We start from the raw sequence: 26,996 nt of genomic DNA, 5'->3' as shown, positions 1-26,996 counted from the left end.
ATAAAATAAACGACAATGGAAAAAGATTTGAATGACATCAGTAAATGCCCGTTTCATAACGGAACAATGAAGAAGAGTGTAGCAGGCGGTGGAACCCAGAATTCTGATTGGTGGCCGGATCAGCTCAGAGTAGATCTTCTGCGTCAGCATTCTTCCCTTTCAGATCCTATGGACAAGGATTTTGATTATGCCAAAGCATTTGAAAGCCTTGATCTGGAGGCTGTAAAAAAAGACCTTCATGCATTGATGACAGATTCTCAGGATTGGTGGCCGGCAGACTTTGGTCATTACGGACCTCTGTTTATCCGTATGGCGTGGCATAGTGCCGGAACCTACCGTGTAGGCGATGGAAGAGGTGGAGCCGGAGCAGGACAACAGCGTTTTGCACCCTTAAACAGCTGGCCGGATAACGTAAGTCTTGATAAAGCAAGAAGATTATTGTGGCCCATCAAACAAAAATATGGAAGAAACATTTCATGGGCAGACCTTTTGATCCTTACCGGAAATATTGCTCTTGAATCCATGGGCTTCAAGACATTCGGATTTGCGGGAGGACGTGCAGATGTCTGGGAACCGGATTCTGATGTATATTGGGGATCAGAAAAAACATGGCTGGGAGGAGATTTACGTTATGCGCACGGCTCGGAAGGAGTTGTAGAAGGAAAATCAGCAGTTCTTCCTACCGATGATAATGCAGATGGAGACATTCATTCCAGAAATCTTGAAAATCCATTAGCTGCGGTACAGATGGGACTTATTTATGTAAACCCTGAAGGTCCGGACGGAAATCCAGATCCTATTGCAGCCGCTAAAGATATCCGTGATACTTTCGGACGTATGGCGATGAATGATGAAGAAACCGTTGCTTTGATTGCCGGCGGACATACTTTTGGTAAAACCCATGGAGCAGGTCCTGCAGATCACGTAGGAAAAGAACCTGAAGGAGCTGGAATTGAACAGCAGGGACTTGGATGGGCGAGTACTTATAAATCAGGAAGCGGAAGAGACGCTATTTCCAGCGGGCTGGAAGTAACCTGGACAGAAACTCCTACCCAATGGAGTAATTATTTCTTTAAAAATCTTTTTGAAAATGAATGGGAATTGACAAAAAGTCCTGCCGGAGCTCACCAATGGGTAGCTAAGGATGGAGCTGATATTATTCCTGACGCATTTGATGCTGACAAAAAGCATAAACCAACCATGCTTACCACGGATCTTTCCTTGAGACTGGATCCTGTTTACGAAAAAATTTCAAGACATTTTTATGAAAACCCGGATGCGTTTGCTGATGCTTTTTCAAGAGCGTGGTTTAAACTGACGCACAGAGATATGGGACCACGTGCCCGTTATTTAGGTCCGGATGTACCACAGGAAGAACTGATCTGGCAGGATCCTATTCCGGAAGTAAATCATGAACTGGTTGACGGAAATGATGTGGAAGCATTGAAATCAAAAGTTTTAAATTCAGGATTAAGCAATGCTGAATTGATTTCTACAGCCTGGGCTTCCGCTTCTACATTCAGAGGAAGTGATAAGCGTGGCGGGGCCAACGGAGCCAGAATCAGACTGGAGCCTCAAAGAAACTGGGAAGTCAACAATCCTTCACAATTGAATAAAGTATTAAACGTACTGGAAGGAATTCAAAAAGAATTCAACGATTCTCAGAGCGGAGGTAAAAAAATATCATTGGCAGATCTGATTGTTTTGGCAGGTAATGCGGCAGTAGAAGTGGCTGCCAGAAATGCTGGTCAGGACGTAAAAGTTCCTTTTGCTCCGGGAAGAATGGATGCTTCTCAGGAACAGACCGATGTAGAATCTATGGGATACCTTGAGCCTGCAGCGGATGGATTCCGAAATTATTTGAAAAGAAAATATACGGTCTCTACGGAATCTTTACTGATTGATAAAGCACAGCTATTAACCCTTACTGCCCCTGAATTGACTGTATTGATAGGAGGTATGCGTGCTTTGGATACGAACTTTGACGGTTCAAAACATGGCGTATTCACCAGCCGTCCGGGTGTTCTTACCAATGATTTCTTTGTGAATCTTCTGGATATGGGAACTCAGTGGAAAGCAATGTCAGACGATAGAGAATTGTATATCGGAACTGATCGGAAAACCGGTCAGCCAAAATGGACAGCAACCCGTGCCGATCTAGTTTTCGGATCCAATTCTGAATTGAGAGCCGTGGCTGAAGTATATGGAAGTGCAGATGCACAAGGTAAGTTTGTGAAAGACTTTGTGGCAGCATGGACGAAAGTGATGAATCTGGACAGGTTTGATCTGATCTAATAAGTGAAAATGAAAATAAGCAAAGGCAGCATTTATGGCTGCCTTTTTTATTGATCTCAATGTCGATAATACAAAGATTTTACTCTAAATGTCTTAATCATTATATCTACGAATGAGGTTGTTTCTTTCTAGAGTTTGTAAATTTGAGTGCCATTAATGAAAGAGACTAAAAGAGATGAAAACAAAAGAGCTTATCAATAATGTTGTTTCAATTACCCTAAAAAATAAAAAATAATTTGAGGGTATATTGGTAGATATATCAGATGATTGGTGTTATATAAAATATATTCCTGTTGATTATGTGGTGGATGGTTTTGTACTGATAAGCCGAAGGTATATTAAAAACATTCAAAGATCAGATGAGTATGACTTTAAAGAAAATATACTGAGATTAAAAGGAGCGATCACTGAAAAAAGTGTTGAGCTAAATATTGTTGATAATATAAATTTGTTATTGGATTTACAGTCTAAAATTGAACGTATTCAAATTGAGCTGAAATATCCTCATACATGTTATATTGGTAAAATTGATCTTGTTAAAGATCATTCATTTAAAGCGAGATTATTAAGTCCAAAAGCAAACTGGTTGTTAATAGAATCTTTTCTGTATAAAGAAATACGGGCTATTTATTTTAATAACGACTATGTTAATTCTTTACAACTGGTGTTACCTCCCATTTCCTCTGCTGGCGCGAGCGTCTCGCTCGTGTCCACAAATAATAAATAGCCCCAAGTGGTTATTGTTTTTATAAACAGTTCAAATAATGCCGACAAGCTGAGAATAAGGCTAACACTTTAGTAGAATATGTAAAAGAAAAACAAAAAACCACCCTTAAAAAAGGATGGTTTGTAGACCCACAGGGATTCGAACCCCAGATGACTGAACCAAAATCAGTAGTGTTACCGCTACACCATGGGTCTGTTTCTATGCCGCGAAATTATAGAATTTATTTTAAATATGAAAATCTAAATTAAAGATTAATTAACATAATAGGTGGGCGGATCGCTTTATGTATTGATATCCAAATAATTATTTTTCAATAAAATTTTTTAAAAAAATCTTCTTCTACCCATAAACAGTAGATTTGTGGATATATTTGTTAGATTGAAAAAGCAGGGTTTACATTAATTTATCCGATGGATAATAACATCAAGCCTCCTTCTCCCAGCTTCCATCTGTTAAATAATAAAACCCTATCTTTGCAAAAAATTGGGCTCCAAAAGTTGGAGTAACCCATTAATAACATATCCTGAGCAAAGCAAAAGGATTATTAAACATTTTTTATGTCAAATATTGTCGCGATCGTTGGACGTCCCAACGTTGGAAAATCCACGCTTTTTAATCGTTTATTAGAAAGAAGAGAGGCTATTGTAGATTCTACAGCTGGTGTTACCAGAGACCGTCACTACGGAAAATCAGACTGGAACGGAGTAGATTTTACGGTAATTGATACCGGAGGTTATGATGTAGGTACAGATGATATCTTTGAAGAGGAAATCCGTAAGCAGGTACAATTAGCGGTGGATGAAGCCACTTCTATTATCTTTATGATGAACGTAGAAGAAGGGCTTACCGATACAGATCACGAAATCTACAGACTTCTTAGAAGATCCAACAAACCAATTTATATCGTTATCAATAAAGTAGACTCTGCGAAGGAAGAACTTCCTGCAACAGAATTCTATCAGTTAGGAATTGATAAATATTACACACTTTCTTCTGCAACAGGTTCCGGAACAGGAGACTTGTTAGATGATGTTGTGAAAGATTTCCCTACTACAGAATATAAAGATCCTTTCGAAGGTCTTCCTAAAATTACCATTGCAGGTCGTCCAAACGTAGGAAAGTCTACCATGACCAATGCTTTATTGGATGTTGAAAGAAATATCGTAACCGATATTGCAGGAACTACCAGAGACAGTATCCAGACTTTATACAACAAATTCGGACACGAGTTTGTATTAGTAGATACAGCAGGGATGAGAAGAAAGTCTAAGGTAAACGAAGACCTTGAATTCTACTCTGTAATGAGATCGATCCGTTCTATCGAATATTCTGACGTCGTGATCATCATGGTAGATGCTACACAGGGATGGGAATCTCAGGATATGAACATCTTTGGTTTAGCTCAGAAAAACAGAAAAGGAATTGTAATCCTTGTGAATAAGTGGGATTTGATCGAAGACAAGCAAACCAATACAATGCGTGATTTCGAAAAATCAATCAAAGATAAAATTGGTCAGTTCCAGGATATTCCAATCCTATTTGTTTCAGCTTTAACGAAGCAGAGAATTTTAAAAGCTGTAGAAGTGGCCATGGAGGTTTATGAAGACCGTAAGAAGAAAATTAAAACTTCAAAACTGAATGAAGTAATGCTTCCGATCTTCGAAAATACACCGCCGCCGGCATTGAAAGGAAAATATATCAAAATCAAATATTGTGTTCAGCTTCCTACGCCGTCACCACAGTTTGTATTCTTCTGCAACCTTCCACAGTATGTGAAGGAACCGTATAAAAGATTTACTGAAAATCAGTTGAGAAAACAATTCGGGTTTACCGGAGTTCCGATTGAAGTGTATTTCAGACAAAAATAATAAGAACTACTGTTCACAAAAACTCCGGCAAGCTTCGCTTGCCGGAGTTTTTTATATCATCAGAGCAGACTTTCTCTTTCTGCCCGATCTTTCAATTCGTTTTTTAGTTGTAATTTTGCAGCAATTAATATCAATTAACTGAAATTAAAAATAAATTTTTCATGCTTACTATTTTATCGCAACACTTTTCTCTGGTCAACGAATGGATTAACGAACTTAGAAACGTTACGATCCAACATGACCGAATGAGATTCAGAAGGAATATGGAAAGAATCGGGGAGATTGCCGCTTTTGAAATCAGTAAAGGACTGGAGTATAGAGAAGTTGAAATTCAAACTCCTTTAGATACAATAAAAAGCAGAGAAATTGCTGTGCAACCGGTTATTACAACCATTTTAAGAGCAGGAGTTCCGTTATTCGAAGGAATTCTTAACTATTTGGACAGAGCAGACTGTGGTTTTGTAGCGGCATACAGAAAACACGATGCCAACGATTATTTCTCAATCAAACAGGATTATCTTACCTGTCCAAACATTGAAGGTAGACCTTTGATCGTAGCAGATCCCATGTTGGCAACCGGAGCTTCTCTGATTGAAGCGATCAAAGACTTGCTAACCAACGGAAATCCAACCCAGCTTCATATCGTAGCAGCCATTGCTTCAAAACAAGGCGTTGAAACAGTTCAGAATGCTTATCCTGAAGCACATATCTGGGTAGGAGCCATTGATGAACATCTGACTTCAAAAGGATATATCACTCCTGGATTAGGTGATGCCGGAGATTTGAGCTACGGAGAAAAACTTCAAAGATAATTTAAGAAAGATTCCAGAAATCTTTTAGTAAATTCAATAATAAATCAGGTCGTACTTTATCCATAGGATGCTTTGTATCCGGGAGTACGGCCAGTTTTGCGTTGGAAAGGCTTCTGTAAACTCTCATACTCTCTTCCAGCGTTACCATATGATCTTTATCACCCACCATGATTTGAACCGGAGTGCTAATTGTAGCAAAATTATGTTCCAGAGGAGGATTTTTACCTAAATCAACCATTAAATCAGCAATAGCCGGAAGAAGTTGTTTCCACTTTGCTCCGTGTTGTGATTCTAAAAGCTGGGCATACTGCGGAATTTTTTCAAGAATAACATCCGGATTAAGCATTTTGCTTTCTTTTAAAGCCTGTTCTTCAGTCCAGTCGAACTTTGTGCCCAGTGTTATCACAGAATTTATATTGTCAGGATTTTCCATGGCGTAGCAAAGTGCAACATAACCACCCATGCTGTGCCCGAAAATTGATACATCAGTTAAGTTATTCACTTTACAATAATCGGATAATTCCTGAGTATATTTTTCAATAGTAATACCGTCTGCGGGAAGTTCCTGATTTCCATGTCCTGAAAATAAAGGGGTGTGTAAGGTGAAATATTGGGACAATGCACTCAGATAAGGTTTGAAAATGTCGCTGTGACCTAAAGCTCCGTGCAGTAAAAGCAGATTTGACATAGTTGTGTAGTTTCCGGAAAATTAGGAAAAAGAATTGAATCATGAAAATGGATTGAGTAAGAGAGTGAGAGTGTTTTAGAGTGGGAGAGTTGTAGATTTTGAGAATATTTTTGAAGATGATCTCCACACCTCGCATCCTGCATCTCACCAGCCCGGAACTCGGACCTCGCTCCCTGAAACTTGTATCAAACATCTTCAGCCATTACCAAAACACTCACTTTATTATTCCCTGCATTTAAAATCTCCCAGGCAATTGATGAAACCGTATTTCCTGTGGTGAAAACATCGTCAATCAGTAGAATATGCTTCCCGGTAATAGATTGGGTAATGGAGAACATATGAGTAGATTCCAATCTATGCTTCTTATCTTTTAATGCCTGAGCTTTGGAATAATGATTTCTTTTGACTAATTCATGATCAAACGGGATATCATAAAATTCTGATAATGTTTCTGTGAATAAATGAAGTTGATTATATCCTCGCTCGCGGAGTTTCCTTGGATGAAGCGGAACACTTACTAAAAGATCAGGATTCTCATCTCTGAAATCAAGGCGATCTGTAGTCCAGTCTGCCAGAATTTTGCCTGTTTTTTCCCGGTTCCTGTATTTAAGATCGTGAATAATCTTTCTGCTTAAACCTTCCTTTTCAAATTGTATTAAAGCAAACGCGTTTTCAACCGGAAATAATAAACTGCATTTTTCCTTAACAGGGTTATTTTCAAAATAATTGTAATGGGTAAAATGAATCTGGCTGAAGCAAAGATCGCATACCAAAAGTTCAGGATCGATGATTCTGTTGCAGTGAATGCAACGGTTCGGAAACAAGACCTCTAATATCATAGTGTGTTTTTACTAAGATATGAAAATAATTGTCAATTTTTGCTTCGGAAAGTCAATAGTGAATTATTATTAATGATGACGTTCGCAAAGGTTTGTCAGTTTATCTCGTATATCGTTCACAAAGACATTTCATTGAGCAGAGAAAGGATTTTTTTGTTGCTGAGTGAAACGCCATAGCGATCGGAAAAGTTATAAATAGTATAGAAACTTTGCAAACTCCGCGTTTAGAAAAATAAGCTACCCGTAAATATCAGAAGCAAATCGATTATTCACAAACCCGGATCCCGCACCTCGCACCTTACATAAAAATTCACAAGCGAAGCGTATTGACAATTCACCATTCACGTTTAAACATCTTCAAACGTCTTTCTAATCTTCTCTACAGAATTTTTCATACTCAGATTAAAATGTTCCTTTTCCAATCTTACGGGCGGTGCCTGCCTCACTTCACAATCCGCAATACTGCAGGATTCGCAGGTAACCCCTACATTAATGGTTTTTAAAGAAGGAGATTTGATAAACCCAATTTTTTTAATGGTTTGAGAATTCAGTAAAATGCCCAGGCAGTAACTTCTGTTGCTTCCATCTGAGAAAGGATTTTTTTGTGAGGTAGAAATTACCAGATAGCTTATTCCCTGATCTTTATAGTGAGAAATCTGAGCATCTGTCAGGGTTTCATTTTCTTTTAAATCACCAAGATTTTTTACCGCAATCCATCTTCTGCAGTAATGTTCGTTCATTGCATTGGCGTGAGGAGCCTGTTGATGGTTAAGATGCAGCTCTTTTAAAATCTGAATTTTATCTGAATTTTTCTTTTTTACCAGGCATAAGTAAAAAAGATCCTTGATTCCCATCTCAGCCGAAAGGATGTTTGTAAGGCGGTAATAGAAGGTTTCAGGTGAATGGGTGAAGCTATTAATCAGACTTTCGAAATTTTTAGGATCCCATTTATTTTGCTGGAAGAATTCCGAAGTCTTTTCAATAACAGGTTCTTTTGAAATAAGTAAAGCTCCTGCAAAATAAGAGGCATAAAAATTATTCAGAATTTCCTCAAAACTTCCAAAATCCAGCCATGAATACGTATTGGGACGATTTTTTAATTCCAAAACATTAAACCCTATTTCTTTCGCAAGGATAAAAGTTTTCTGATCCTTTTCCAGTTTTTGATTCAGAAGTAAAAGTTTTTTCTCCGGAATAAAAAGAGAACGCAGGTTATCCAGGGTTCCATATTTTTCAAAATCTTCAGACTGAATGATGTAACTGAATTTTTCTGCAAGAATTTTCTCCAGAATGTCAGACTTCAGGCTTTTCCCGATTTTTAAGTGATTTTCCTTGGTAAACAGACCAACTTTTTCCTCAATTTCCGGAAAATAATTATCGTACAATTCCTGAAATGACCTTAATACGGCAAAATAAAATCTCTCTTTTCCAAGGTTATAATTCTGAGAAATTTCGATCAGAGCATTGATGAAAGCCGTTACTTTTTTTGGAGCATCGCTGATAATGCTGATAAGGTTATTCTTATTGATCCCAAACAGCTCCAAAGGAACTTCTTTGAAAAAATCAGACTGAAGAATTTCGTTGAAGGGAGCCAGGCTTTTATCCAGCTTGGTAGAAACCAGATCATCGAAAGTACAGCTGAGTGCTTCAGAAAGTTGAATAATTTTATCGTGCTTGGGATATTTTTTTCCGTTCTCAATTTCGTTGAGGTAAGATTTTGATAATCCTGTCTTTACAGCAAGGTCCTGCAGAGACCAGTTTTTCTTTTGTCTCTGCTGCTTCAGTTTTAGCCCGAAAACTGTTTTGATAAAGTCGCTTTCTGAATTCATTACTCAAATATAAATAATTAGATGCGATTATTCGCATAATAATTTTTAAATAAATTTAGCGAACGTTCGCTATTTGTGAAAATTTTTATTTATGTTTGTAATATCAAATCACAAAATCAATATGTTATGGAAACCAAGACTCAGTTAGAAATAAAGTCGCAGAAGCAGTTTGAGGAAATATTTACTACCGATTTGACAGATTTTCTGATTTCGCTTCATCAGAACTTTAATCATAAAAGACTTGAACTTTTAGAAGAAAGAAAAAAGACACAGCAAAATTTTGATAGAGGTAATCTTCCTGAGTTCTTGAAAGAAACAGCAGAGATCCGAAAAGGAAATTGGGTATGTGCTCCACTTCCTGAAGATATGTTGGATAGAAGAGTAGAAATTACCGGCCCTGTTGATCGCAAAATGATTATCAATGCCCTGAATTCCGGTGCTTCTACGTTTATGGCCGATTTTGAAGACAGCAGTTCGCCGGTTTGGGAAAACTGTATCCAGGGACAGATTAATCTTTCTGATGCTATTAACCGAAAGATAGATTTTGTTAACGAAAAAGGAAAAGCGTACACTCTTAATGAAAAAACGGCTGTTTTACAGGTTCGTCCAAGAGGGCTTCATCTTCCGGAAAAACATATTGAAATCAACGGAGAAAAAGCTTCCGGATCACTGACTGATTTTGGAATCTATTTTTTCAGAAATGCAAAACAGCTTTTGGAAAACGGGAGTGGCCCTTATTTTTACCTTCCGAAATTAGAACACTATAAAGAAGCCCGCTGGTGGAATGAGGTTTTTGTTTTTGCACAAAACTACCTTGGAATTTCGGAGGGAACTATTAAAGCTACTGTTTTAATAGAAACCATTACCGCATCATTTCAGATTGATGAAATTTTATTTGAATTAAAAGAACACAGCGCAGGATTGAATTGCGGAAGATGGGATTATATTTTCTCCTACATTAAAAAATTCAGAAACCTTCCCGAATTTATTGTTCCGGACAGAGATCAGGTGACCATGACCTCTCCTTTTATGAGTGCTTATTCAAAAAGAGTGATCGAAATCTGTCATAAAAGAAATGTACATGCAATCGGTGGAATGGCAGCTCAGATTCCTGTAAAAGACGATGACGAAGCCAATAGAAAGGCTTTTGAAAAAGTAAGAAATGACAAAGAAAGGGAAGTGAAAAACGGTCATGATGGAACCTGGGTAGCACATCCGGCATTGGTACCTGTAGCAAAAGAAATTTTTGACCAGTATATGACTTCTAAAAACCAGGTCGATAAAAAATTTGAATACCATATAACAGAAAGCCAGCTGCTGGAAATCCCCAAAGGAGATATTACCGAAAAAGGAGTCCGAAAAAATATCAATGTAGGAATTCTTTACCTGGAAAGCTGGCTGATGGGAACTGGCGCAGCCGCCATTTATAATCTGATGGAAGATGCAGCTACTGCGGAGATTTCAAGAACACAAATCTGGCAATGGCTGAAGAACGAAGCTGTATTGAGTGATGATAGAACATTAACCCGAAGTATGGTGTTGCAGTGGGAAAAAGAAGAAATGGACAATATTGAAAAGTATGTAGGAGAAACCCGTTTCCAGAATGGAAAATTCAATCTTGCCAAAGAACTTTTCAATGAATTGATTTTCTGTGAAAATTTTGAAGAATTTCTAACCCTTAAAGCATACCCTTTTATCTAGTTGGAGAGTGAGAGAGTAGAAGTGTCCGAAAGTTTGAGAATCATATCTCGTACCTCCGAACCTCCGAACCTCGTAACCCGAACCCCAAAATCTAATCAAACAAAATCCAAATATTATGAAAACAAGACAAGAACAGATCCAGGCTATTGAACAAGATTGGCTGACGAATCCACGTTGGAACGGTGTAAAAAGACCTTATACAGCAGAAGAAGTTTTAAAACTTCGAGGTTCTTATACCATTGACTACACTATTGCGACAGAAATGTCAAAAAAATTCTGGGATAAACTGAATACTCAGGATTATGTGGCAGGACTTGGTGCATTAACGGGTAATCAGGCGGTACAGGAAGTGGATGCCGGGCTGGAAGCCATATATCTTTCAGGATGGCAGGTGGCTGCAGATGCCAATCTATCTGGGGAGATGTATCCTGATCAGTCATTGTATCCGGCCAATTCAGTGCCTGCTGTGGTAAAGAAAATTAATAATGCCTTATTGAGAGCGGATCAGGTGCAGTCTGTAAGCGGCACAGGAAATAAAGAATATCTTGTGCCTATCATTGCAGACGCTGAAGCGGGCTTTGGAGGTAATCTGAATGCTTTTGAACTGATGAAACAGATGATTGAAGCAGGAGCAGCTGGTGTCCATTTTGAAGATCAGCTTTCTTCTGCCAAAAAATGTGGACATTTAGGCGGAAAAGTATTGGTGCCTACTCAGGAAGCAGTAAATAAACTGATTGCAGCACGTCTGGCTGCCGATGTATTAGGTGTTCCAAGCCTTATAATTGCAAGAACAGATGCGGATGCAGCAGATTTACTGACTTCTGATATTGATGACAGAGACAAGAAGTTCGTGACAGGAGAAAGAACTTCCGAAGGATTTTACGTGGTAAGAAATGGAGTAGAACAAGGCATCGACAGAGGTCTGTCTTATGCACCCTACGCAGACCTGATCTGGATGGAAACCTCGAATCCTGATCTGGAGCAGGCCAGAAGATTTGCAGAAGGAATTCATGCGAAATTCCCGGGAAAAATGCTGGCTTATAACTGTTCGCCTTCGTTCAATTGGGCAGCAAAGCTGAGTGTGGAAGAAATGTCGACTTTCCGCGAGGAGCTGGCTAAAATGGGATACAAATTCCAGTTTATTACCCTTGCAGGATTCCATGCATTAAATACGGCTATGTTTGAACTGGCATTAGCTTATAAAGAAAGAGGAATGGCCGGATATTCTGAACTTCAGGAGCGTGAGTTTGCATTGCAGCAGAAAGGATTCAGAGCGGTAAAACATCAGTCTTTTGTAGGAACTGGTTATTTTGATGAGGTGCAGAATATTGTTACCAACGGCTCTTCAGCTACAGTGGCAATGAAAGATTCTACAGAAACGGCACAATTCCATTAGTTATTTTCCATATTTTTTTGATGTGAAACCTTCTCGTCTGTGGGGAGGTTTTTCTTTTGTTTAAAGCTGTTTTGGCCTCTTTTTGTGCTGTAAATATTTCAAAATACTAAAGAAATAAATACGACATGATAAGTAATTGAAATTTGAATTATATTTGGGGCTGAAAAAATATTATTACAAATGAATTTAATTAAAGTACTTTTTATTACATTAGGATTAACCCTTACAGCAAATGCTGCAAAAGCCCAACAAAAGATTGGAAGTGTGAATACTGATGATATTTTTGCAAGTTTACCTGAAGTAAAAACAATAAGTGCAACTGTGGATAACCTGACAAAAACCAAACAGACTGAAATTGAAAAGTTAATCGGTGATTATCAGACCAAACTGAAAGCAGCACAGGATAAAGAAAAAACTCTTAGTGAAGCTAACAAAGAAGCAGTAACTAAAGAACTTATTGCAGCACAAACAGAATTACAGACTCTGGGTAAAAAAATTGAAGAATCGAGAACACAGGCTGCTAAAGATATTTCTGCAAAACAAAATGAATTGTTTACTCCGCTTCAGCAAAAAGTAAAAGCTGCTATTTCTGCGGCTGCTAAAGAAAGAAGTATCAATTATGTTTTTGATATTGCATCCCAGGAAGCTAATAATCTTGTGTACAACGATGGAAGTGAAGATATCACAGCACTTGTAAAAACTAAATTAGGAGCTACAGCAACGCCTGCAAAATCTGCTGGAAAATCTAAATAAGAAATTCAATATACTGAATATTGTAACGGAATCAGAACTTATGATTCCGTTTTTTTATGCATAAAAGTGTGGGATTGAGTGAAGAAAGTTTTGTTTTAAAATGATACATTTGAGTAAACTTTCAGCAGAATGAATTTAATGTACGAAAAACAGATCAAAGTAACAGAAGATCATATTGATCAGAACAACCATGTAAACAATGTACAATATGTGCATTGGGTGGAAGAAGCAGCTGCAGAGCATTGGGATCTTCTGAAACAACAAACAGAATATGTAAACGATGCCTGGATGCTTCTGGATCATCATATCCGATATAAAAAACAGGTTTATCTGGGTGATATCATTACGGTAAGAACCTATCCTCTGACTCCCGAAGGAGCCAAGCAGCCAAGAAAAGTTGAATTCTATTGCAATGACGAACTTGTGGTAGACTCAAGTACGCTTTGGATTCTGTTTGATCCTGAAACCAAAAAAATAAAACGCCTGGAAAACGACTGGCTGGAGAAGTTTTTTAATTAGAACAAGGTGTAGAGTAAAACAATTTTAACTTGTTAAAAATGGAATTTGAGTATAAAAAGAATAAAATTGTAGGCAATTTGATATTGGGGTATTTTTATCTGTGTTTTACTGTTTTTATTTCTGGTGCTATTGTACGTAAAATGATTCTGGACTGGAATGAACTTTCATTATCAAAAATATTTTCATTTGCTGTTCCGGTTTTACTGTTTTCTTTTCTTACTTATCTCTTTTTGGGAACAGCAATAATCAGAAAAAAATATTATTTGCGAAATTTAAGGGAAGAAGTTAAAATTGATCCTTTAGAAAAGCAAATCATCGTATTGGATAAACAGAGCCAAAAAGAGAGAAAAATAGATTTTGATAAAATTAAAGCCGTTGAATTGTATTATTCATGGAACTCAAATGCCTTTTCATCAGATCTGGGATATTCTAAAATTGTAATTGAGGATAATGCTGAACCTATTTTGATTACTCAGAATAATATCAACCAATACTATATTTATAAAGCTTTTAAGAATAAAGTAACTGTAAATAAATCAAAATTTGCAAATAATTTATAAAGAAATGATTTGAGCCAGGCCTCTTAGGCTGTTGGCTCTGAATTTGTAGCTTATCGGATGACAATTATCAATCAAAAACTAAATATACATGAAACTCCCTTATTCACTGGCTTTACTCTTGTTAAGCATAATAGGCTATGGCCAGGAAAACCCTTACTGGTTTACAGATGATATCAAAAAAAAGATGGCAGATTCCACCCAAGGTCAATCCTGGAGAAGCCAGATGGCAGCAACATACTACTCAATAAGCGGACAATATAAACCGGCATTGGAAAGTTGGGATGAGACTTTTGGACGTGTAAAAAAGTTGAGTACTGCAGATAGCCTGAGATACACAAAATTAATCCCTGTCAATGCAAAAGATTATATCTTGGAAAGAGCTGTTAATGAGCAGATTATCATTATTAACGAAGCTCATCATAATGCCAGTCATAGAAATTTTGCCTCTTCCTTACTTCAAGGGTTGTATGACAAAGGCTACAGATATTTGGGACTCGAAACTTTAGCAAGTGATTCTTTAAATACTGCAAAATTTGCTACTCTCAGTAGCGGATATTACTCCAAAGAACCGGAATTCGGAAATTTTATCTACCATGCTTTGAAAATTGGATTTACACTTTTCCCCTACGAAGCAGAAGGAAATAACAAAGAAAGAGAAATTGGAGAAGCAAAAAATATCTTCGATTTTATGCAGAAAAATAAAGGAGGCAAATATCTCATCTACTGCGGTTACCAGCACGCTTATGAAGGTGTTCATAAATCCTGGGAGAAAACAATGGCGGGAAGATTATCAGACTTAACAGGTGTGAATCCGTTTACCATTGATCAGACTCAGTTTTCTGAAAAAAGTAACCTGAAGTATAATGAACCGCTTTTAAGATTGACAAATAATAAGGTTCCTGTTGTTTTAAAAGATGAAAATCAGGGAATATACAATGGGGAAGACAAAGAGTTGTATACTGATATTAAAATCATTCATCCTGTTACAAAATATATCAAAGGCAGACCAGATTGGATGTTGAGTGAAAACCGAAAGTTTTATAAAATTCCAGATTCTAAAGTTTCCAGTTATCCGGTTTTGGTTTTTGCTTATAGAAAAGGTGAATTTAAAAAAGAAGGAATTCCTGCTGATATCATTGAACTCAATACTTCCCAAGACAGTCGTTTTTTAATCCTGGATAAGGGAAATTATGAAATTGTTATCAAAGACAAAAAGTACAAAGTCATTAACAGATTTGAAAAAACGGTGAAATAATGTTTGAAGTAACAATTTTTCCTTAATGTAATTCAATAAGAGCCACAGCTGTTTTTACTAAGGAAACATCAAACAAACATCTCCATGAAGCTTTCTATTTCAACAATATTATTTTCAGGTTTTTTTCTAAAAAGAATATTTTAAAATCGCTGTAATAGAAACAGTCTTTTCTGTATTAAGCTGTTTTATCCTATCTTTGTACTATGATACGTATTACAAAAATTTTTACATTCGAAACGGCTCACGTGCTTTACAACTACGATGGGAAGTGTAAAAATATGCATGGACATTCCTATAAGCTGTTTGTAACAGTGAAGGGAAAACCGATTAATGATATTGAAAATCCTAAAAATGGAATGGTGGTAGATTTCGGAGATATCAAAAGTATCGTAAAATCTGAGATCGTGGACGTATGGGACCATGCGGTTCTTGTGAATGCGCTGTCTCCACATAAAGAATTGGGAGATGACCTTGAGCAGAAAGGACATAAAGTAATCTATTGCAGTTTCCAGCCGACTTGCGAAAACATGTTGTATGCTATTGCAGCTAAAGTAAAATCAAGACTTCCCGAAGGAATTTCTTTAGCTTATCTTAAACTTCATGAGACAGAAAACTCTTATGGAGAATGGTTTGCAGAAGATAATCAATAATTTTTCACAAAACTCAGAAGGTGTTAAAAACAACAATTAATTTAGAACCTGGAAAAAAAGTATACTTTGCTTCAGATCAGCATTTTGGGGCTCCTACACCCAAGGAAAGCAAGGTGCGTGAAGAGAGATTTATACGGTGGATGGATGAGATCAAGGAAGATGCTCAGGTTTTGTTTTTAATGGGAGATCTTTTTGACTTCTGGCATGAATGGAAGCATGTTATTCCTAAAGGATACGTTCGTGTACTTGGGAAAATTGCAGAATTGAAAGACAGAGGAATTCATATTTATTTCTTTGTCGGGAATCATGATCTCTGGATGAAAGATTATCTGGAAGAAGAAATCGGATGTACCGTATTCTATCAGAAACAATATTTTGAAATGGGAGGGAAGCAGTTTCTGCTGGCTCATGGAGATGGCCTGGGACCTGGAGACAAAGGATACAAAAGAATGAAGAAACTATTCACCAATCCGGTAGCACAATGGTTTTTCAAATGGCTTCATCCTGATATCGCGATGAAAATTGCATTATACCTTTCCCAAAAAAATAAAATGATCTCCGGAGAAGAAGACAAAGCTTTTCTGGGAGAAGATAAAGAGTTTCTGATTATTTATTCCAAAGAAAAGCTGAAAACTCAGAAAATCGATTATTTCATCTATGGTCACAGGCACCTGCCAATGGTACTGGATCTGGAACAAAATGCAAAATATATCAACCTTGGAGACTGGATTTCCTATTTCACTTACGGGGTTTTTGAAAAGGATTTTGAACTCAGAACTTTTGAGAAATAAAGCAAAAAAAATTACCCCTAAAAAGAGGTAACTTTCGAACGGGTGGAAAAACCCACTCTTGTTTTTAATCCATATTCCGGATAAGTCATTGCAATAAGTCTACCAAAATAGGTCTTATGCATTAAAAAATTATTAAAAAAATATTCTATCTCTATAATTGCCCTGCAGCCGGGGATTAAGAAACTCAAAAAATTATGGAACTGAAAAATATATTCAACATACAGACTGAACAGGATTTCCTGAATGCATCATTGAAAACATTTCGTTATCAATATGAAAATGTTGAAATATACCGGAAGTTCGTTGATTTTCTGAAGGTGAATCCCGATGAGGTCGATAGCCTGGTGAAAATTCCGTTTCTTCCTATCGAAATGTTTAAAAATCATCAGATTCTGGATAAAAATGTCGCTGCCGATCTTTTCTTTCAAAGCTCAGGAACAACCCAGATGAATCTTTCCAAACATTTCATCGCAGATCCGGAACTTTATGAAGAAAGTATTTATAAAAGTTTTGAACAATTTATCGGAAAACCGGAAGACTTTATATTTCTGGGCCTGCTTCCAAGCTATCTTGAGAGACAAAACTCATCACTGATCTACATGGTAGATTATCTGATGAAGAAGTCTGCCAAACCGGAAAACGGATATTTTCTTTATAATCATGCTGAGCTTTTTGAGTTATTAAATACACTGCAGAATAAAAAAGTTATCCTTTTTGGAGTTTCCTTTGCCTTATTAGACTTTCTTGATTACTGCCATGCTGAGCAAAACGATGAATCCCTGAATTTCCCTGAAAACTTAATCGTAATTGAAACCGGAGGGATGAAAGGACGAAAGGAAGAAATGACCAAGGATGAATTGTTGAAAATCTTGCAGGAAGGTCTTAAAACAAACAAAATATATTCAGAATATTCCATGACAGAACTGCTTTCACAGGCTTATTCTCTTGGAAATAATGAATACGAATGTCCAAACTGGATGAGAATCATGGTTCGGAATGCTGAAGATCCGTTGGCTTACGAAAAAGAAGGCCGCACAGGAGCTATTAATATTATTGACCTTGCCAATACGCATTCCTGCTCATTTATAGCCACACAGGATTTAGGAAAAATAATCGGGGATAAATTTCAGGTACTGGGAAGAATAGATCATTCCGATATCAGAGGATGCAGCCTGTTGGTGAGTTGATGATTTTGGACATAAGAGGACAATTGTGAATGGTCAATTCGCTTGTCAATTTTTGTATAATCACAATAAATAAAATAGTTTGCGACTTTAGCTTAGTGAAACGCCTTTGCGAACAGTAAACAGGAAGTATTTGCGTTTACAATATTACCCATGATCAAAATAGAAGAACTTATACATGCCTATATCCATTCACACTGCGATTTTGAAAAAGAAATCGTGCTGACGAATTATTTTCAGGCTGACTGGGAAGCGGACATCTTAATCATAGATTCGGAAGGTGGAAGTCATGAAATCGAGATCAAGTTTTCAAAAAGTGATTTTAAAAATGATTTCAAAAAATCTTATCTGAACAAAGATACCGGGGAAAAATTTCTGAAACATGATAAAATTTCCTGTGGAGATTATGTCTGCAATTCTTTTAGTTTTTTACTTCCGATGGGAATGGTAGACGCAGCTCTTATCCCTGAACATTGTGGAATTATAGAATTCTATCATAATGCAGATACCTGGAAAACTGAATTTTATCTGATCCGCCAACCTAAAAAACTTCATGAAGATTCTTACTGGAAATTAAATGACAAGGATCTTTTTATCAGAAAAATGGCGCTTAATCTTCTTCAGCGTAAAATGGAAATCAAAGGAAAACATGAAGAGCTCATCTTTAAAAATCCTTTTGAAATCAAAAAACTGAAATAAGATCAAAAAATTCTTTTTTAACGCAAAGTTTAATTTCTTATTGATATGTCTTAAGGATGCAAAGAAGGAATCAATTTCATTGATTCTGACTAAGCAAACATTACAATTTCCTTCATCAGCGACGTAGCCGCGACCACTTTGCTCCCTTCAATAAAAATTCATCTTCATAAAGACTTTGCGTCTTCAAAAAATTCTAAAACAGTTTATTCGAAATCAGAAAATAAAAAAATCCTGCCGCCTGACAGGATTTTATCATTAAATATTGTTTAAAATTAATCTGCAATTTCAGCAGTATCTCTCTGAAGTAAGAACTTGTAGATCAATCCGCCTACAACTCCTCCCAAAATAGGGGCTACCCAGAACAACCAAAGCTGTGACATCGCAATTCCTCCCATAAAGACTGCCTGAGAAAGGGACCTCGCAGGGTTTACAGACGTATTGGTAATCGGAATAGAGATCAGGTGGATCAAAGTAAGCGCAAGACCGATGGCTAGACCGGCAAACTTACCGTTAGCCCACTTATCTGTAGCTCCCATGATGACAATAAGGAAAAATGCAGTTAAGAGAAACTCTGCAAGAAATGCTGCTCCCATACTGAACGCTTTTCCATTGTAAACGGCTTCACCGTAAAAGTTCGTGGCAAAATCTCCGGGTTTTGAGAATTCTACCGCTCCCGCACCGTTAAGGATTGTATACAGGCATCCCGCTGCTACAATCGCTCCCAAACATTGGGCTACAATGTAAGGAATAAGGTCTTTTGCAGGAAATCTTCCTCCCGCTAAAAGTCCGAAAGAAACTGCCGGGTTAAAGTGCCCTCCTGAGATATGGCCTACAGCGTAAGCCATCGTAAGAACAGTAAGACCGAAGGCTAAAGCAACGCCTAAAAGTCCGATGCCGATGTCTGGAACACCCGCTGCGAAAACAGCGCTTCCACACCCTCCGAAAACAAGCCAAAATGTGCCGAAAAATTCAGCGAAAAGTTTTTTTATCATGTTGTTTAATGTTTATGTATCTCAAATGTAAAATTTAAATCTTAAAGTAAAAAGTTAAAACTGAAAAAATATATCAAAAAAGAGGGAACAAAAATTGCAAAATCTGTAATTTGGTGTAATGTTTGTTTGGGATTTATTGAGAGAGTATTATCGTCAGTCTTGAAAGATCTAACATAAATGTTTTATCTTTCATTTGTAATTTAAAAGGAAGGTGAATGAGAAAGTTTTTTTGTGTGGTCTTTGTACCTTTTATTTATAGTTTACATTATTCGCAGGCAGCCAAAAAAGCTTTTCCCTGCTATGATCTTGCCACTGTATTGAAGGTTGAACCTACACCGCTTTATAAATCTCATCTTGATGCTTCCAAAGGTTTTGGAGTACAGTTATTGAAAGATTCCAAAACCATACAGAAATATATCAGCAACGGAAAATTCCACAAAATAAAAAAATCAGGTAAAGGATATCAGGTCCAGAGACTTGATTACAGCAGAGCTTATATGGTATCCAAGGCAAAAACCACTCTGGAAAAAATAGGGTCAAAGTTCAGTAAGGATACAAAAGGAGGTACATTTACGGTTTCATCCATTACCAGAACGCTTGAAGACCAATGCAGGCTGAGAAGAGTGAATTCTAATGCTTCTCTGGGGATTAGCTCTCACAATTATGGTAATTCTTTTGATATTTCCTATATAAGATTCAACAATGTTCTGAAATACAATCCGAAAATGGAAGTGGCTCTGGAGAAAGTTTTAAAGTATTATGAGCGAGCCGGTAGAATATATTACATCAAAGAGAAGCAGCAGAGCTGTTATCATATTACTGTGAAAAATTATTAATTAAAATCCTCTTGCATAGCATGTTTAGTTTGTATATTTTTATACGACTAAAAACTATGCTTATGTCAACATTAAACATTGTAGACTACATGCTGCCTGTAGAAGAATGTAGAGCAGCATCAAACCAGTGGAAAGCATGTCTTTCTGACTTTTCCAAAATTCAAAAGCTTATCCCAACCAACTATGTTTTTAATATTTCCAGAGAACACCTTGAATGGATGAAGGGGTTTAAGGATTATAAAGACTTCTGTGCTGCAGTGGGAATTTACAGAGACCGATTGATTCTTATCTTTTATCCTATGAACAATGATGGGGTAAAAATAGATGTAAAGGAATATCCATACAGTTTCCTTACCGAACTTGAAAAAGATCTGAGATTGCAGGAAATTCAGGAGTATACACTTATCAGAAACGCCGTTCTTTCCAAAGATCTTGAAAGCATGGAAAAAAATGCCAATATGGGATTACCTGTTTCCAATACACCCATTCTTGAACAGGACAAGGCTGTAGATGCTATTGAACGTTGGAGAAATCAGGGTATGGATTGGTTCTATAAAGAAACCAGAGAAAATCAGGGAAGTGGAATCTTCAGAAAATTCTATGTTCCTACAGCAGACCTTTGCCTTTCAGATGAAGGATTAGCAGGCATTACCTGTTCTTTTGGAATCAGATACAATGATATTTACGGGAAAATGTTGGTAACGCTTATCTTTATCTCTTTCCGTGAAAACCTTAGGAATGCAGAACTGGGAGCAGAATCAATTTCCAACACTTACGACTGGGCAAAACCATGTCCTCCTATCTGCCGTATTCCGGATGTAGATGTAGGAAGTGAATTTTAAAAACGATATACTGAGGAATGGCTGAACTTTATAAGGCAATTTTATTCCTGAATTATGCACTGCTCCTGTCCGTTATACTGTTGGGAGCAGCGAAATACCGCATATTAAATCATAAAGAAAAGCAATATTTTCATTGTATTGCTTTTCTTTTTTTTATTGAATTGCTGAATCTGGCGCTGCCTTATCTCTTCAGACTGAATGACACCTCATTCCTTTATCCCTTATACATTGCAGGAGAGTTTTTCCTGCTTACAGGTTTGTTCATCAGAAAGCTGGACTGGCCAAGATATGCTTTGTGGATTGTAGGTGTATTGGCAGCAGGCTTTATGATCTCGAAATACGGATTTGATTATCCTGCCAATGCTGATATTGCGAAAGTGGTTTCCAATATTATCATCATCTGTCTTTCCGGATTTACCCTGATCCGGGAGATTAAGAATACCTCTGCTCAGAACCGCTTTCTTCTTGTAGATGCCAGTATTTTTTTCTATTACTCGGTCTCAGTATTTATTTTTATCATCCAGCACCAGATCGCCAATCTGTCCGAAAACGATTATTATACGATTCTCAGTGCCAATAATATTCTTTCGAGTATTTTGTACTGTTCATTTTTATATACTTTTTTCAGATTAAAGAAGTAACACTAAATATCAATCTGCTGATCCTGATAATTGTTACCATAACGGTTATCGTATCCTTTATTCTGCTAGCTTACAGAGCTTTTATTACCAGAATTATTAAGGAAAAAAATGTCCAGCATGAAGCAGAAGTTCTTCATCAGAAAAAATTAGTGCTGGAAAACATCAAGGCCCAGGAAGAAGAAAGAAAAAGAATTGCAGTGATGATTCATGATGATATCGGAAACCGCCTCAATATTCTTTCTTTATGGTTGAATAACCTCGATACTCAGGGTGACGAACTCATCAAAAAAAATATCTACGGCCAGATGTCTTCCCTGATTGATGCTGCCAGAAGTATTTCCCATTCATTATATCCTGTAAATCTGGAATCTGTGGGGCTGGTTTTATATGTTGAAGAATTAATAGCCAACCTTTCCCATAAAATCAATATTTCCCTGCAGGTAATGTCGGGATATGAAAAGAAAGATCTTTTCGTGGAAGTACAGCTGTACAGGATTATTCAGGAATTTACCACCAATGTGATCAAGCATTCCGATGCAACGGATATTTGGATTTACATTAAAGATTATCCTGAAAATATGGCCGTTGTGATTTCTGATAACGGACAGGGATTTGAATATGAAGAAGTGAAAAAAGGAATGGGAATCAAAAATATTGAATCCCGTATCAAATCAATGAATGCCACACACAAATGGAAAAAAACATTTTCAAAAAAAGGAAGTCGTTTAATCATAAAAATTCCAAAATATCATGAGTTCCCAAATCAAACTAGCACTGATTGATGATGAACAGCTGATCCTCGAAGGGGTAAAAATGTTGCTGTCCAATGAAAAAAATATATCGGTTTGCCTTACAGCAGATAATGGCCCCGATTTTATAGAAGACCTCGGAAAACTTTCAAAAGATGAATTTCCTGATATTGCTCTCGTAGATGTTCAGATGAAACCTATGAACGGTTTTGAACTGGTAGAAATCCTGAAAGAAAAATATCCGGATCTTAAAATTATTATCCTGTCATCCCATTATAAAACCTCTATTCTCGGATATATGGTGAAGCTGGGAGTATCGGCGTTTCTTCCCAAAAACTCGAATAAAAAAACCTTTATTGATGCCATCACCATGGTAGATAAAAATGGTGTCTTTTTTACGGCCGAAGATCATCAGATGCTGTTTACTTATATGAACAGCTCTGCCAAGAAGAATTCTCTTTTTGAAACAGAAGATGAGCTATCAGAAAGGGAAAAAGATGTGGTAAAACTGATCTGTCAGGAAATGACCAACAATGAGATCGGAGAAAAACTTTTTATCAGCCCGAGAACTGTAGAAAGTCACAGACAACGTATCCTGGAGAAAATAGGAGCAAAGAATACTGTGGGGATAGTGATCTATGCCATTGTCAATAATATTTACTCCCTTGAAAAAATGTAAATGGATTCCGTAGAAATACGGATTTTTTTATTTGGTACTTTCCACTCTAGTGAACCTTATTTTTCTTCTGTTATTTTGGAATGTCTCTTTTAGGGATGTCAGTTGAAAAAAACACAAACAGGATCTGTAATAAAAAATTAAAGTAAAAACATGAATGGCAGCAGAGTGATTTCCGTCGGGATTTTCTTTGACGGAACAGGAAATAATGGGGTAAATATTCTTTCACCGGATAAACCGCTGAATACTAATGAAAGTTATTATGGTACCTTCAGCAATATCTATAAATTATACAGTTTATTCGTTGGAGATGAAAAAATATATATTGAAGGAATTGGTACTGTAACAGGCAGTGAAGATAATAATTTTGCCATGGCAACCTGTGCAAATCCACCTTATGGAAGCGGATATTCCTCTGATGATAAACTTCAGAAAGCCGGAGATTTTGTACATAAAATAACCCATGATGAGACCAAGGAATACCATTTTTATATCTACGGATTCGGGAGAGGAGGTATGCTGGCAAGAACTTTCTGTAATCAGCTTCTGACTTTTTATGCAGTAGGAAATTGCAGGATAAAATTTTTAGGACTTTTTGATACGGTAGAGTCTAAGCCTTTTAATACTTATAATATGAAAATCTCTGCACAGGTAGAGAATGCTTTGCATTTCTGTGCGGTTAATGAAGGCAGGTTTTTCTTTCCACTGACAGGTGTTTTCGAGAATTCGAAAACAATGAAGGATCAGAAATCAGAAAATCAGTCTTCAGTTTGGAAAGAAATATTTGTTCCTGGCGATCATGCTGATATTGGAGGAGGATATCTGGAAGGTCCACAATCTGTTTATATTTCTACGGATTTCATTAATGTTGATGATCTGCACAACTACGTTTCAGATATCAGAAATGCAAAAACCAATGCTGATGGAAATAAAATATGGGATGCTTTACTCTCGAAATATAAAGTGGAAACGGTGGATGGCCTTTCACAGGCCTATGTCTGCCGGGATAAAGTATACAATGATTTGTCAAAAGTATATGGAAGACTGATGATGGATGAAACCAATACCATATTATCAGTATTTAGTACCGAGAATGAGGCGTATTTTGGAACAGACTATAATCAACATGCTTTTCTTCATCGGTTTTATATCAAAATGAAAGAATATGTAAAGGATCTTTCTGTAAACAAAAAACCTATATACGATTTCCAAAGATTTGCAGATTATACTCATATTTCTTCAAATTTCGGATTGTACCATGAAAGTTTTCAGTACAGAACTCAGCGTGAAATTAATATTGAGTTGATTAATAATGGATTAAATGTATCAAGCCGTACCTCCGTTGACGAAACAAGCCGGACAAAAAGGCTTTCCGTAGAACTTCATCTTCCGGAAGACAGCTTTGTTGCAGATTTTCTCTATGGAACCAACGTTCCCAATAATGATTTATGGGTTCGTTCTATTATAAAAGCACCGGCAGCTACGATATTAAATGAATGAATCAGTGAAAAAACTTCTCAGTTTTAAATTTAGGTTAGGGGACATCTCATGGTGTCTCCTTTTTCTCGGTTTAATGTATTACATACAAGGAAAAACTGTTGAATCCTGACCACTTTTTTTATTTCTCGGCTATTCATTTCTTTTTCCGTATTTTTGCACCCGAAAATTCATTATTCATTACTAATTATTAATTAAGATGCTTTCGGTTCAAAGTTTAGGATTACACCATTCAGGAAATTATTTATTTCAAAATGTCAATTTCACCATTAAAAAGGATGATAAAGTAGGTCTCGTTGGTAAAAATGGAGCAGGAAAATCCACTTTATTAAAAATGCTTTCCGGAGAAATTAATTTCTACGAAGGAGAAGTAGTGACTGAAGGAAGTGTTACCATTGGTTTCCTTAAACAGGATCTTGATTTTGTAAAAGGAAGAACGGTGTGGGCAGAAACCATGCAGGCTTTCGAACAGATCAATGCCTGGAAAAATGAGCTTGAAGAAGTGAATCACCAAATGACGGTCAGAACAGACTACGAAAGTGATTCCTATACAGATCTGATTAATAAAATGACCGAACTGAATGACCTTTTGATGAACCATGATGCCTACAATCTTGAAGGCGACATGGAAAAAGTATTATTTGGTTTAGGGTTTAAAGCAGATGATTTCCAAAAGATCACCGATGAGTTTTCCGGAGGATGGAGAATGAGAATCGAATTGGCAAAATTACTTCTTCAGAAGAACGACATTATGCTTCTCGATGAGCCTACCAACCACCTGGATATGGAATCTATCATCTGGCTGGAGAACTTCCTGAAAGACTATCCGGGAGCTATTGTTCTGGTAAGCCACGATAAACAGTTTATGACAGCGGTGTGTAACCGTACTTTTGATATCAACAATAAAAAAGTTGATGATTATAAAGCGAATTACTCGAAATATCTTGTCATGAGAGAAGATCGCCGTGAGAAACTGATTCAGGCTAAAAAGAATCAGGATGCGGAGATCAAACAAATGGAGGATAATATTAATAAGTTCCGTGCAAGTGCTACAAAAGCATCTTTCGCGCAGTCCCTTATTAAAAAATTAGATAAAATCGAACGTATCGAAGTGGATAACGAGGACGTTTCGAAATTCAATATCCGTTTCGTACAGTCTATGGTTCCGGGGAAAGTGATCTTCGAAGCCATCAATCTTGGAAAAGCTTATGGACAGAAGCAGATTTTTGATGATGTTGACTTTATCGTTCAGAGAGGAGACAGAATTGCCCTTCTGGGACAGAACGGACAAGGAAAAACAACATTGGCTAAAATTTTAGCCGGAGATATTAAAGATTATTCCGGAGTCTGGAATCTTGGACATAATGTTAACATCGGATATTTTGCTCAGAATCAGGAAGAGGTTTTAACACCAAATAAAACCGTTCTGGAAGAAGCTGAAGATGCAGCCACAGAAGAAACAAGACCAAGAGTAAGAGACTTATTAGGATCTTTCCTTTTCCAGGGAGATGCGGTTACCAAAAAGACAAAAGTACTTTCCGGAGGAGAAAGAAACCGTCTGGCACTTTGTAAACTGCTGCTTCGTCCTTTCAACACGCTGATCATGGACGAACCTACCAACCACTTGGATATCCAATCTAAGGAAATTATCAAGCTGGCACTGCAGAATTTTGAAGGAACTTTAATTGTCATCTCGCACGACAGGGAATTCCTTCAGGGACTTTGTGATAAGATCTACGAATTCCGTGACGGGAAAATGAAAGAATTCCTTGGTGATATCAATGAATACCTTGAGTACAGACAAAAGGAAACCATCAGAGAGATTTCTGCAGAAAAAGCGAAACTTCACAGCGAAGTAAAGGTAGAACCTAAGAAAGTAGAAGAAAAACCTGTAGTAACCAGCAGTCAATCTTCAAATATTGTAAGTAAAGAACAGAAAAATATTCAGAATAAAATCAAAAAAGTAGAAGAGAAAATTTCCGAGCTTGAAACAAAAGTAGAGCAAATGGAAGCTTCTTTTGCCAAAGAAAATCCTTCAGAAGAAACCTTAGAACAATACAATAAAGCTAAGGAAGAGCTGGATACAGCTTTACAGGAGTGGGAATATCTTGGAACACAACTGGATTAAACTTAAAATATAAATGCTTCATCAAATCAATAAGATGAAGCATTTTTTTTGTAACAAAATTGTATTCAT

At 36.9% G+C, this 26,996-nt stretch carries 25 protein-coding genes and 1 tRNA gene; 21 read left to right on the top strand and 5 right to left on the bottom strand.

Translation table 11 applies throughout. From position 1 onward, the window contains the following. Positions 1-15: 15 nt before the first annotated feature. On the top strand, positions 16-2,295 hold the full coding sequence (gene katG / locus DDF69_RS08705) for a catalase/peroxidase HPI (protein WP_114820440.1): 2,280 nt from the start codon (positions 16-18) through the stop codon (positions 2,293-2,295). Between the two features lie 247 nt (positions 2,296-2,542). After that, a complete protein-coding gene (locus DDF69_RS08700; protein ID WP_114820439.1) occupies positions 2,543-3,022 on the top strand; it encodes a hypothetical protein in 480 nt (159 codons plus the stop codon). A 123-nt stretch (positions 3,023-3,145) separates the two neighbouring features. On the opposite strand, the gene DDF69_RS08695 is transcribed toward DDF69_RS08700, so the two are convergent. Beyond that, a tRNA-Gln gene (locus tag DDF69_RS08695) sits at positions 3,146-3,216 on the bottom strand. A 363-nt stretch (positions 3,217-3,579) separates the two neighbouring features. Between DDF69_RS08695 and der the strand changes: the two genes are divergently transcribed. Together der and upp are read left to right on the top strand one after the other, a co-directional pair. Next, a complete protein-coding gene (gene der / locus DDF69_RS08690; protein ID WP_114820438.1) occupies positions 3,580-4,890 on the top strand; it encodes a ribosome biogenesis GTPase Der in 1,311 nt (436 codons plus the stop codon). A gap of 161 nt (positions 4,891-5,051) precedes the next feature. Beyond that, complete coding sequence (gene upp / locus DDF69_RS08685) at positions 5,052-5,702, top strand: uracil phosphoribosyltransferase (protein WP_114820437.1); 651 nt, start codon at positions 5,052-5,054, stop codon at positions 5,700-5,702. A gap of 1 nt (position 5,703) precedes the next feature. Here upp and DDF69_RS08680 read toward each other — a convergent pair whose 3' ends face one another. From DDF69_RS08680 to DDF69_RS08670, 3 genes are all read right to left on the bottom strand, one after another. Continuing rightward, entirely contained in the window at positions 5,704-6,390 is a 687-nt protein-coding gene (locus DDF69_RS08680; protein ID WP_114820436.1) for an alpha/beta fold hydrolase, read from the bottom strand. A gap of 185 nt (positions 6,391-6,575) precedes the next feature. Continuing rightward, entirely contained in the window at positions 6,576-7,229 is a 654-nt protein-coding gene (locus DDF69_RS08675; RefSeq protein WP_114820435.1) for a ComF family protein, read from the bottom strand. A 347-nt stretch (positions 7,230-7,576) separates the two neighbouring features. Continuing rightward, positions 7,577-9,058 carry a helix-turn-helix domain-containing protein gene (locus DDF69_RS08670; RefSeq protein WP_114820434.1) on the bottom strand — a complete coding sequence of 494 codons (1,482 nt, stop codon included), beginning with the start codon at positions 9,056-9,058 and terminating at the stop codon, positions 7,577-7,579. Between the two features lie 126 nt (positions 9,059-9,184). Here DDF69_RS08670 and aceB point away from each other — a divergent pair, with 126 nt between their 5' ends. The 10 genes from aceB (at position 9,185) to DDF69_RS08620 (ending at position 18,566) form a co-directional block, all read left to right on the top strand. After that, positions 9,185-10,759: a malate synthase A gene (aceB, locus tag DDF69_RS08665; RefSeq protein WP_114820433.1), complete on the top strand. Its 1,575-nt coding sequence runs from the start codon at positions 9,185-9,187 to the stop codon at positions 10,757-10,759. A gap of 112 nt (positions 10,760-10,871) precedes the next feature. Beyond that, positions 10,872-12,155, top strand: coding sequence for an isocitrate lyase (gene aceA / locus DDF69_RS08660; RefSeq protein WP_373427979.1), 1,284 nt, complete (start codon positions 10,872-10,874; stop codon positions 12,153-12,155). 180 nt (positions 12,156-12,335) lie between these two features. After that, on the top strand, positions 12,336-12,908 hold the full coding sequence (locus DDF69_RS08655) for an OmpH family outer membrane protein (protein ID WP_114820431.1): 573 nt from the start codon (positions 12,336-12,338) through the stop codon (positions 12,906-12,908). A 129-nt stretch (positions 12,909-13,037) separates the two neighbouring features. After that, positions 13,038-13,427, top strand: coding sequence for an acyl-CoA thioesterase (locus DDF69_RS08650; RefSeq protein WP_114820430.1), 390 nt, complete (start codon positions 13,038-13,040; stop codon positions 13,425-13,427). A gap of 38 nt (positions 13,428-13,465) precedes the next feature. Next, entirely contained in the window at positions 13,466-13,987 is a 522-nt protein-coding gene (locus DDF69_RS08645; RefSeq protein ID WP_114820429.1) for a hypothetical protein, read from the top strand. An 88-nt stretch (positions 13,988-14,075) separates the two neighbouring features. After that, a complete protein-coding gene (locus DDF69_RS08640) occupies positions 14,076-15,242 on the top strand; it encodes a hypothetical protein (RefSeq protein ID WP_114820428.1) in 1,167 nt (388 codons plus the stop codon). A gap of 203 nt (positions 15,243-15,445) precedes the next feature. Next, positions 15,446-15,892 (top strand): 6-pyruvoyl trahydropterin synthase family protein, encoded by a 447-nt coding sequence (locus DDF69_RS08635; RefSeq protein ID WP_034696824.1) that lies wholly within the window; start codon positions 15,446-15,448, stop codon positions 15,890-15,892. 20 nt (positions 15,893-15,912) lie between these two features. After that, positions 15,913-16,683 carry a UDP-2,3-diacylglucosamine diphosphatase gene (locus DDF69_RS08630; RefSeq protein ID WP_114820427.1) on the top strand — a complete coding sequence of 257 codons (771 nt, stop codon included), beginning with the start codon at positions 15,913-15,915 and terminating at the stop codon, positions 16,681-16,683. A gap of 194 nt (positions 16,684-16,877) precedes the next feature. Further along, positions 16,878-17,870 (top strand): acyl transferase, encoded by a 993-nt coding sequence (locus DDF69_RS08625; RefSeq protein WP_185144330.1) that lies wholly within the window; start codon positions 16,878-16,880, stop codon positions 17,868-17,870. A gap of 150 nt (positions 17,871-18,020) precedes the next feature. After that, positions 18,021-18,566: a hypothetical protein gene (locus DDF69_RS08620; RefSeq protein ID WP_114820426.1), complete on the top strand. Its 546-nt coding sequence runs from the start codon at positions 18,021-18,023 to the stop codon at positions 18,564-18,566. Positions 18,567-18,838: 272 nt separating this feature from the next. Here the strand turns inward: DDF69_RS08620 and aqpZ are convergent, their stop codons facing one another. After that, a complete protein-coding gene (gene aqpZ / locus DDF69_RS08615) occupies positions 18,839-19,555 on the bottom strand; it encodes an aquaporin Z (protein ID WP_034696881.1) in 717 nt (238 codons plus the stop codon). Positions 19,556-19,773: 218 nt separating this feature from the next. On the opposite strand from aqpZ, the gene DDF69_RS08605 reads away from it, so the two are divergent. From DDF69_RS08605 to DDF69_RS08575, 7 genes are all read left to right on the top strand, one after another. Then, complete coding sequence (locus DDF69_RS08605; protein WP_162800892.1) at positions 19,774-20,394, top strand: DUF5715 family protein; 621 nt, start codon at positions 19,774-19,776, stop codon at positions 20,392-20,394. A 62-nt stretch (positions 20,395-20,456) separates the two neighbouring features. Then, on the top strand, positions 20,457-21,236 hold the full coding sequence (locus tag DDF69_RS08600; RefSeq protein WP_228411949.1) for a hypothetical protein: 780 nt from the start codon (positions 20,457-20,459) through the stop codon (positions 21,234-21,236). A 17-nt stretch (positions 21,237-21,253) separates the two neighbouring features. Next, positions 21,254-21,877 (top strand): hypothetical protein, encoded by a 624-nt coding sequence (locus tag DDF69_RS08595; RefSeq protein WP_114820423.1) that lies wholly within the window; start codon positions 21,254-21,256, stop codon positions 21,875-21,877. Positions 21,878-22,026: 149 nt separating this feature from the next. Further along, entirely contained in the window at positions 22,027-22,659 is a 633-nt protein-coding gene (locus DDF69_RS08590) for a sensor histidine kinase (protein WP_228411948.1), read from the top strand. Next, entirely contained in the window at positions 22,628-23,305 is a 678-nt protein-coding gene (locus DDF69_RS08585) for a response regulator (RefSeq protein ID WP_114820421.1), read from the top strand. The genes DDF69_RS08590 and DDF69_RS08585 overlap by 32 nt, the downstream gene beginning before the upstream one ends. A gap of 150 nt (positions 23,306-23,455) precedes the next feature. After that, positions 23,456-24,802, top strand: a complete 1,347-nt coding sequence (locus tag DDF69_RS08580) for a T6SS phospholipase effector Tle1-like catalytic domain-containing protein (protein WP_114820420.1) — start codon at positions 23,456-23,458, stop codon at positions 24,800-24,802. Between the two features lie 196 nt (positions 24,803-24,998). Next, complete coding sequence (locus DDF69_RS08575; RefSeq protein ID WP_114820419.1) at positions 24,999-26,927, top strand: ABC-F family ATP-binding cassette domain-containing protein; 1,929 nt, start codon at positions 24,999-25,001, stop codon at positions 26,925-26,927. Positions 26,928-26,996: the final 69 nt, after the last annotated feature.

The sequence above is a fragment of the Chryseobacterium sp. KLBC 52 genome (assembly GCF_003347605.1).
In the GTDB taxonomy this organism is placed as follows: Bacteria; Bacteroidota; Bacteroidia; order Flavobacteriales; family Weeksellaceae; genus Chryseobacterium.
Note: the sequence above shows the minus strand (reverse complement) of the source record. Positions and strands in the feature narration are given on the sequence as shown.

Coding starts and splice junctions, on each gene's coding strand:
- katG (WP_114820440.1), top strand. CDS start 16: ATGGAAAAAGATTTGAATGACATCAGTAAATGCCCGTTTCATAACGGA.
- der (WP_114820438.1), top strand. CDS start 3,580: ATGTCAAATATTGTCGCGATCGTTGGACGTCCCAACGTTGGAAAATCC.
- upp (WP_114820437.1), top strand. CDS start 5,052: ATGCTTACTATTTTATCGCAACACTTTTCTCTGGTCAACGAATGGATT.
- DDF69_RS08680 (WP_114820436.1), bottom strand. CDS start 6,390: ATGTCAAATCTGCTTTTACTGCACGGAGCTTTAGGTCACAGCGACATT.
- DDF69_RS08675 (WP_114820435.1), bottom strand. CDS start 7,229: ATGATATTAGAGGTCTTGTTTCCGAACCGTTGCATTCACTGCAACAGA.
- DDF69_RS08670 (WP_114820434.1), bottom strand. CDS start 9,058: ATGAATTCAGAAAGCGACTTTATCAAAACAGTTTTCGGGCTAAAACTG.
- aceB (WP_114820433.1), top strand. CDS start 9,185: ATGGAAACCAAGACTCAGTTAGAAATAAAGTCGCAGAAGCAGTTTGAG.
- DDF69_RS08655 (WP_114820431.1), top strand. CDS start 12,336: ATGAATTTAATTAAAGTACTTTTTATTACATTAGGATTAACCCTTACA.
- DDF69_RS08650 (WP_114820430.1), top strand. CDS start 13,038: ATGAATTTAATGTACGAAAAACAGATCAAAGTAACAGAAGATCATATT.
- DDF69_RS08645 (WP_114820429.1), top strand. CDS start 13,466: ATGGAATTTGAGTATAAAAAGAATAAAATTGTAGGCAATTTGATATTG.
- DDF69_RS08640 (WP_114820428.1), top strand. CDS start 14,076: ATGAAACTCCCTTATTCACTGGCTTTACTCTTGTTAAGCATAATAGGC.
- DDF69_RS08635 (WP_034696824.1), top strand. CDS start 15,446: ATGATACGTATTACAAAAATTTTTACATTCGAAACGGCTCACGTGCTT.
- DDF69_RS08625 (WP_185144330.1), top strand. CDS start 16,878: ATGGAACTGAAAAATATATTCAACATACAGACTGAACAGGATTTCCTG.
- DDF69_RS08620 (WP_114820426.1), top strand. CDS start 18,021: ATGATCAAAATAGAAGAACTTATACATGCCTATATCCATTCACACTGC.
- DDF69_RS08605 (WP_162800892.1), top strand. CDS start 19,774: ATGAGAAAGTTTTTTTGTGTGGTCTTTGTACCTTTTATTTATAGTTTA.
- DDF69_RS08600 (WP_228411949.1), top strand. CDS start 20,457: ATGTCAACATTAAACATTGTAGACTACATGCTGCCTGTAGAAGAATGT.
- DDF69_RS08595 (WP_114820423.1), top strand. CDS start 21,254: ATGGCTGAACTTTATAAGGCAATTTTATTCCTGAATTATGCACTGCTC.
- DDF69_RS08585 (WP_114820421.1), top strand. CDS start 22,628: ATGAGTTCCCAAATCAAACTAGCACTGATTGATGATGAACAGCTGATC.
- DDF69_RS08580 (WP_114820420.1), top strand. CDS start 23,456: ATGAATGGCAGCAGAGTGATTTCCGTCGGGATTTTCTTTGACGGAACA.
- DDF69_RS08575 (WP_114820419.1), top strand. CDS start 24,999: ATGCTTTCGGTTCAAAGTTTAGGATTACACCATTCAGGAAATTATTTA.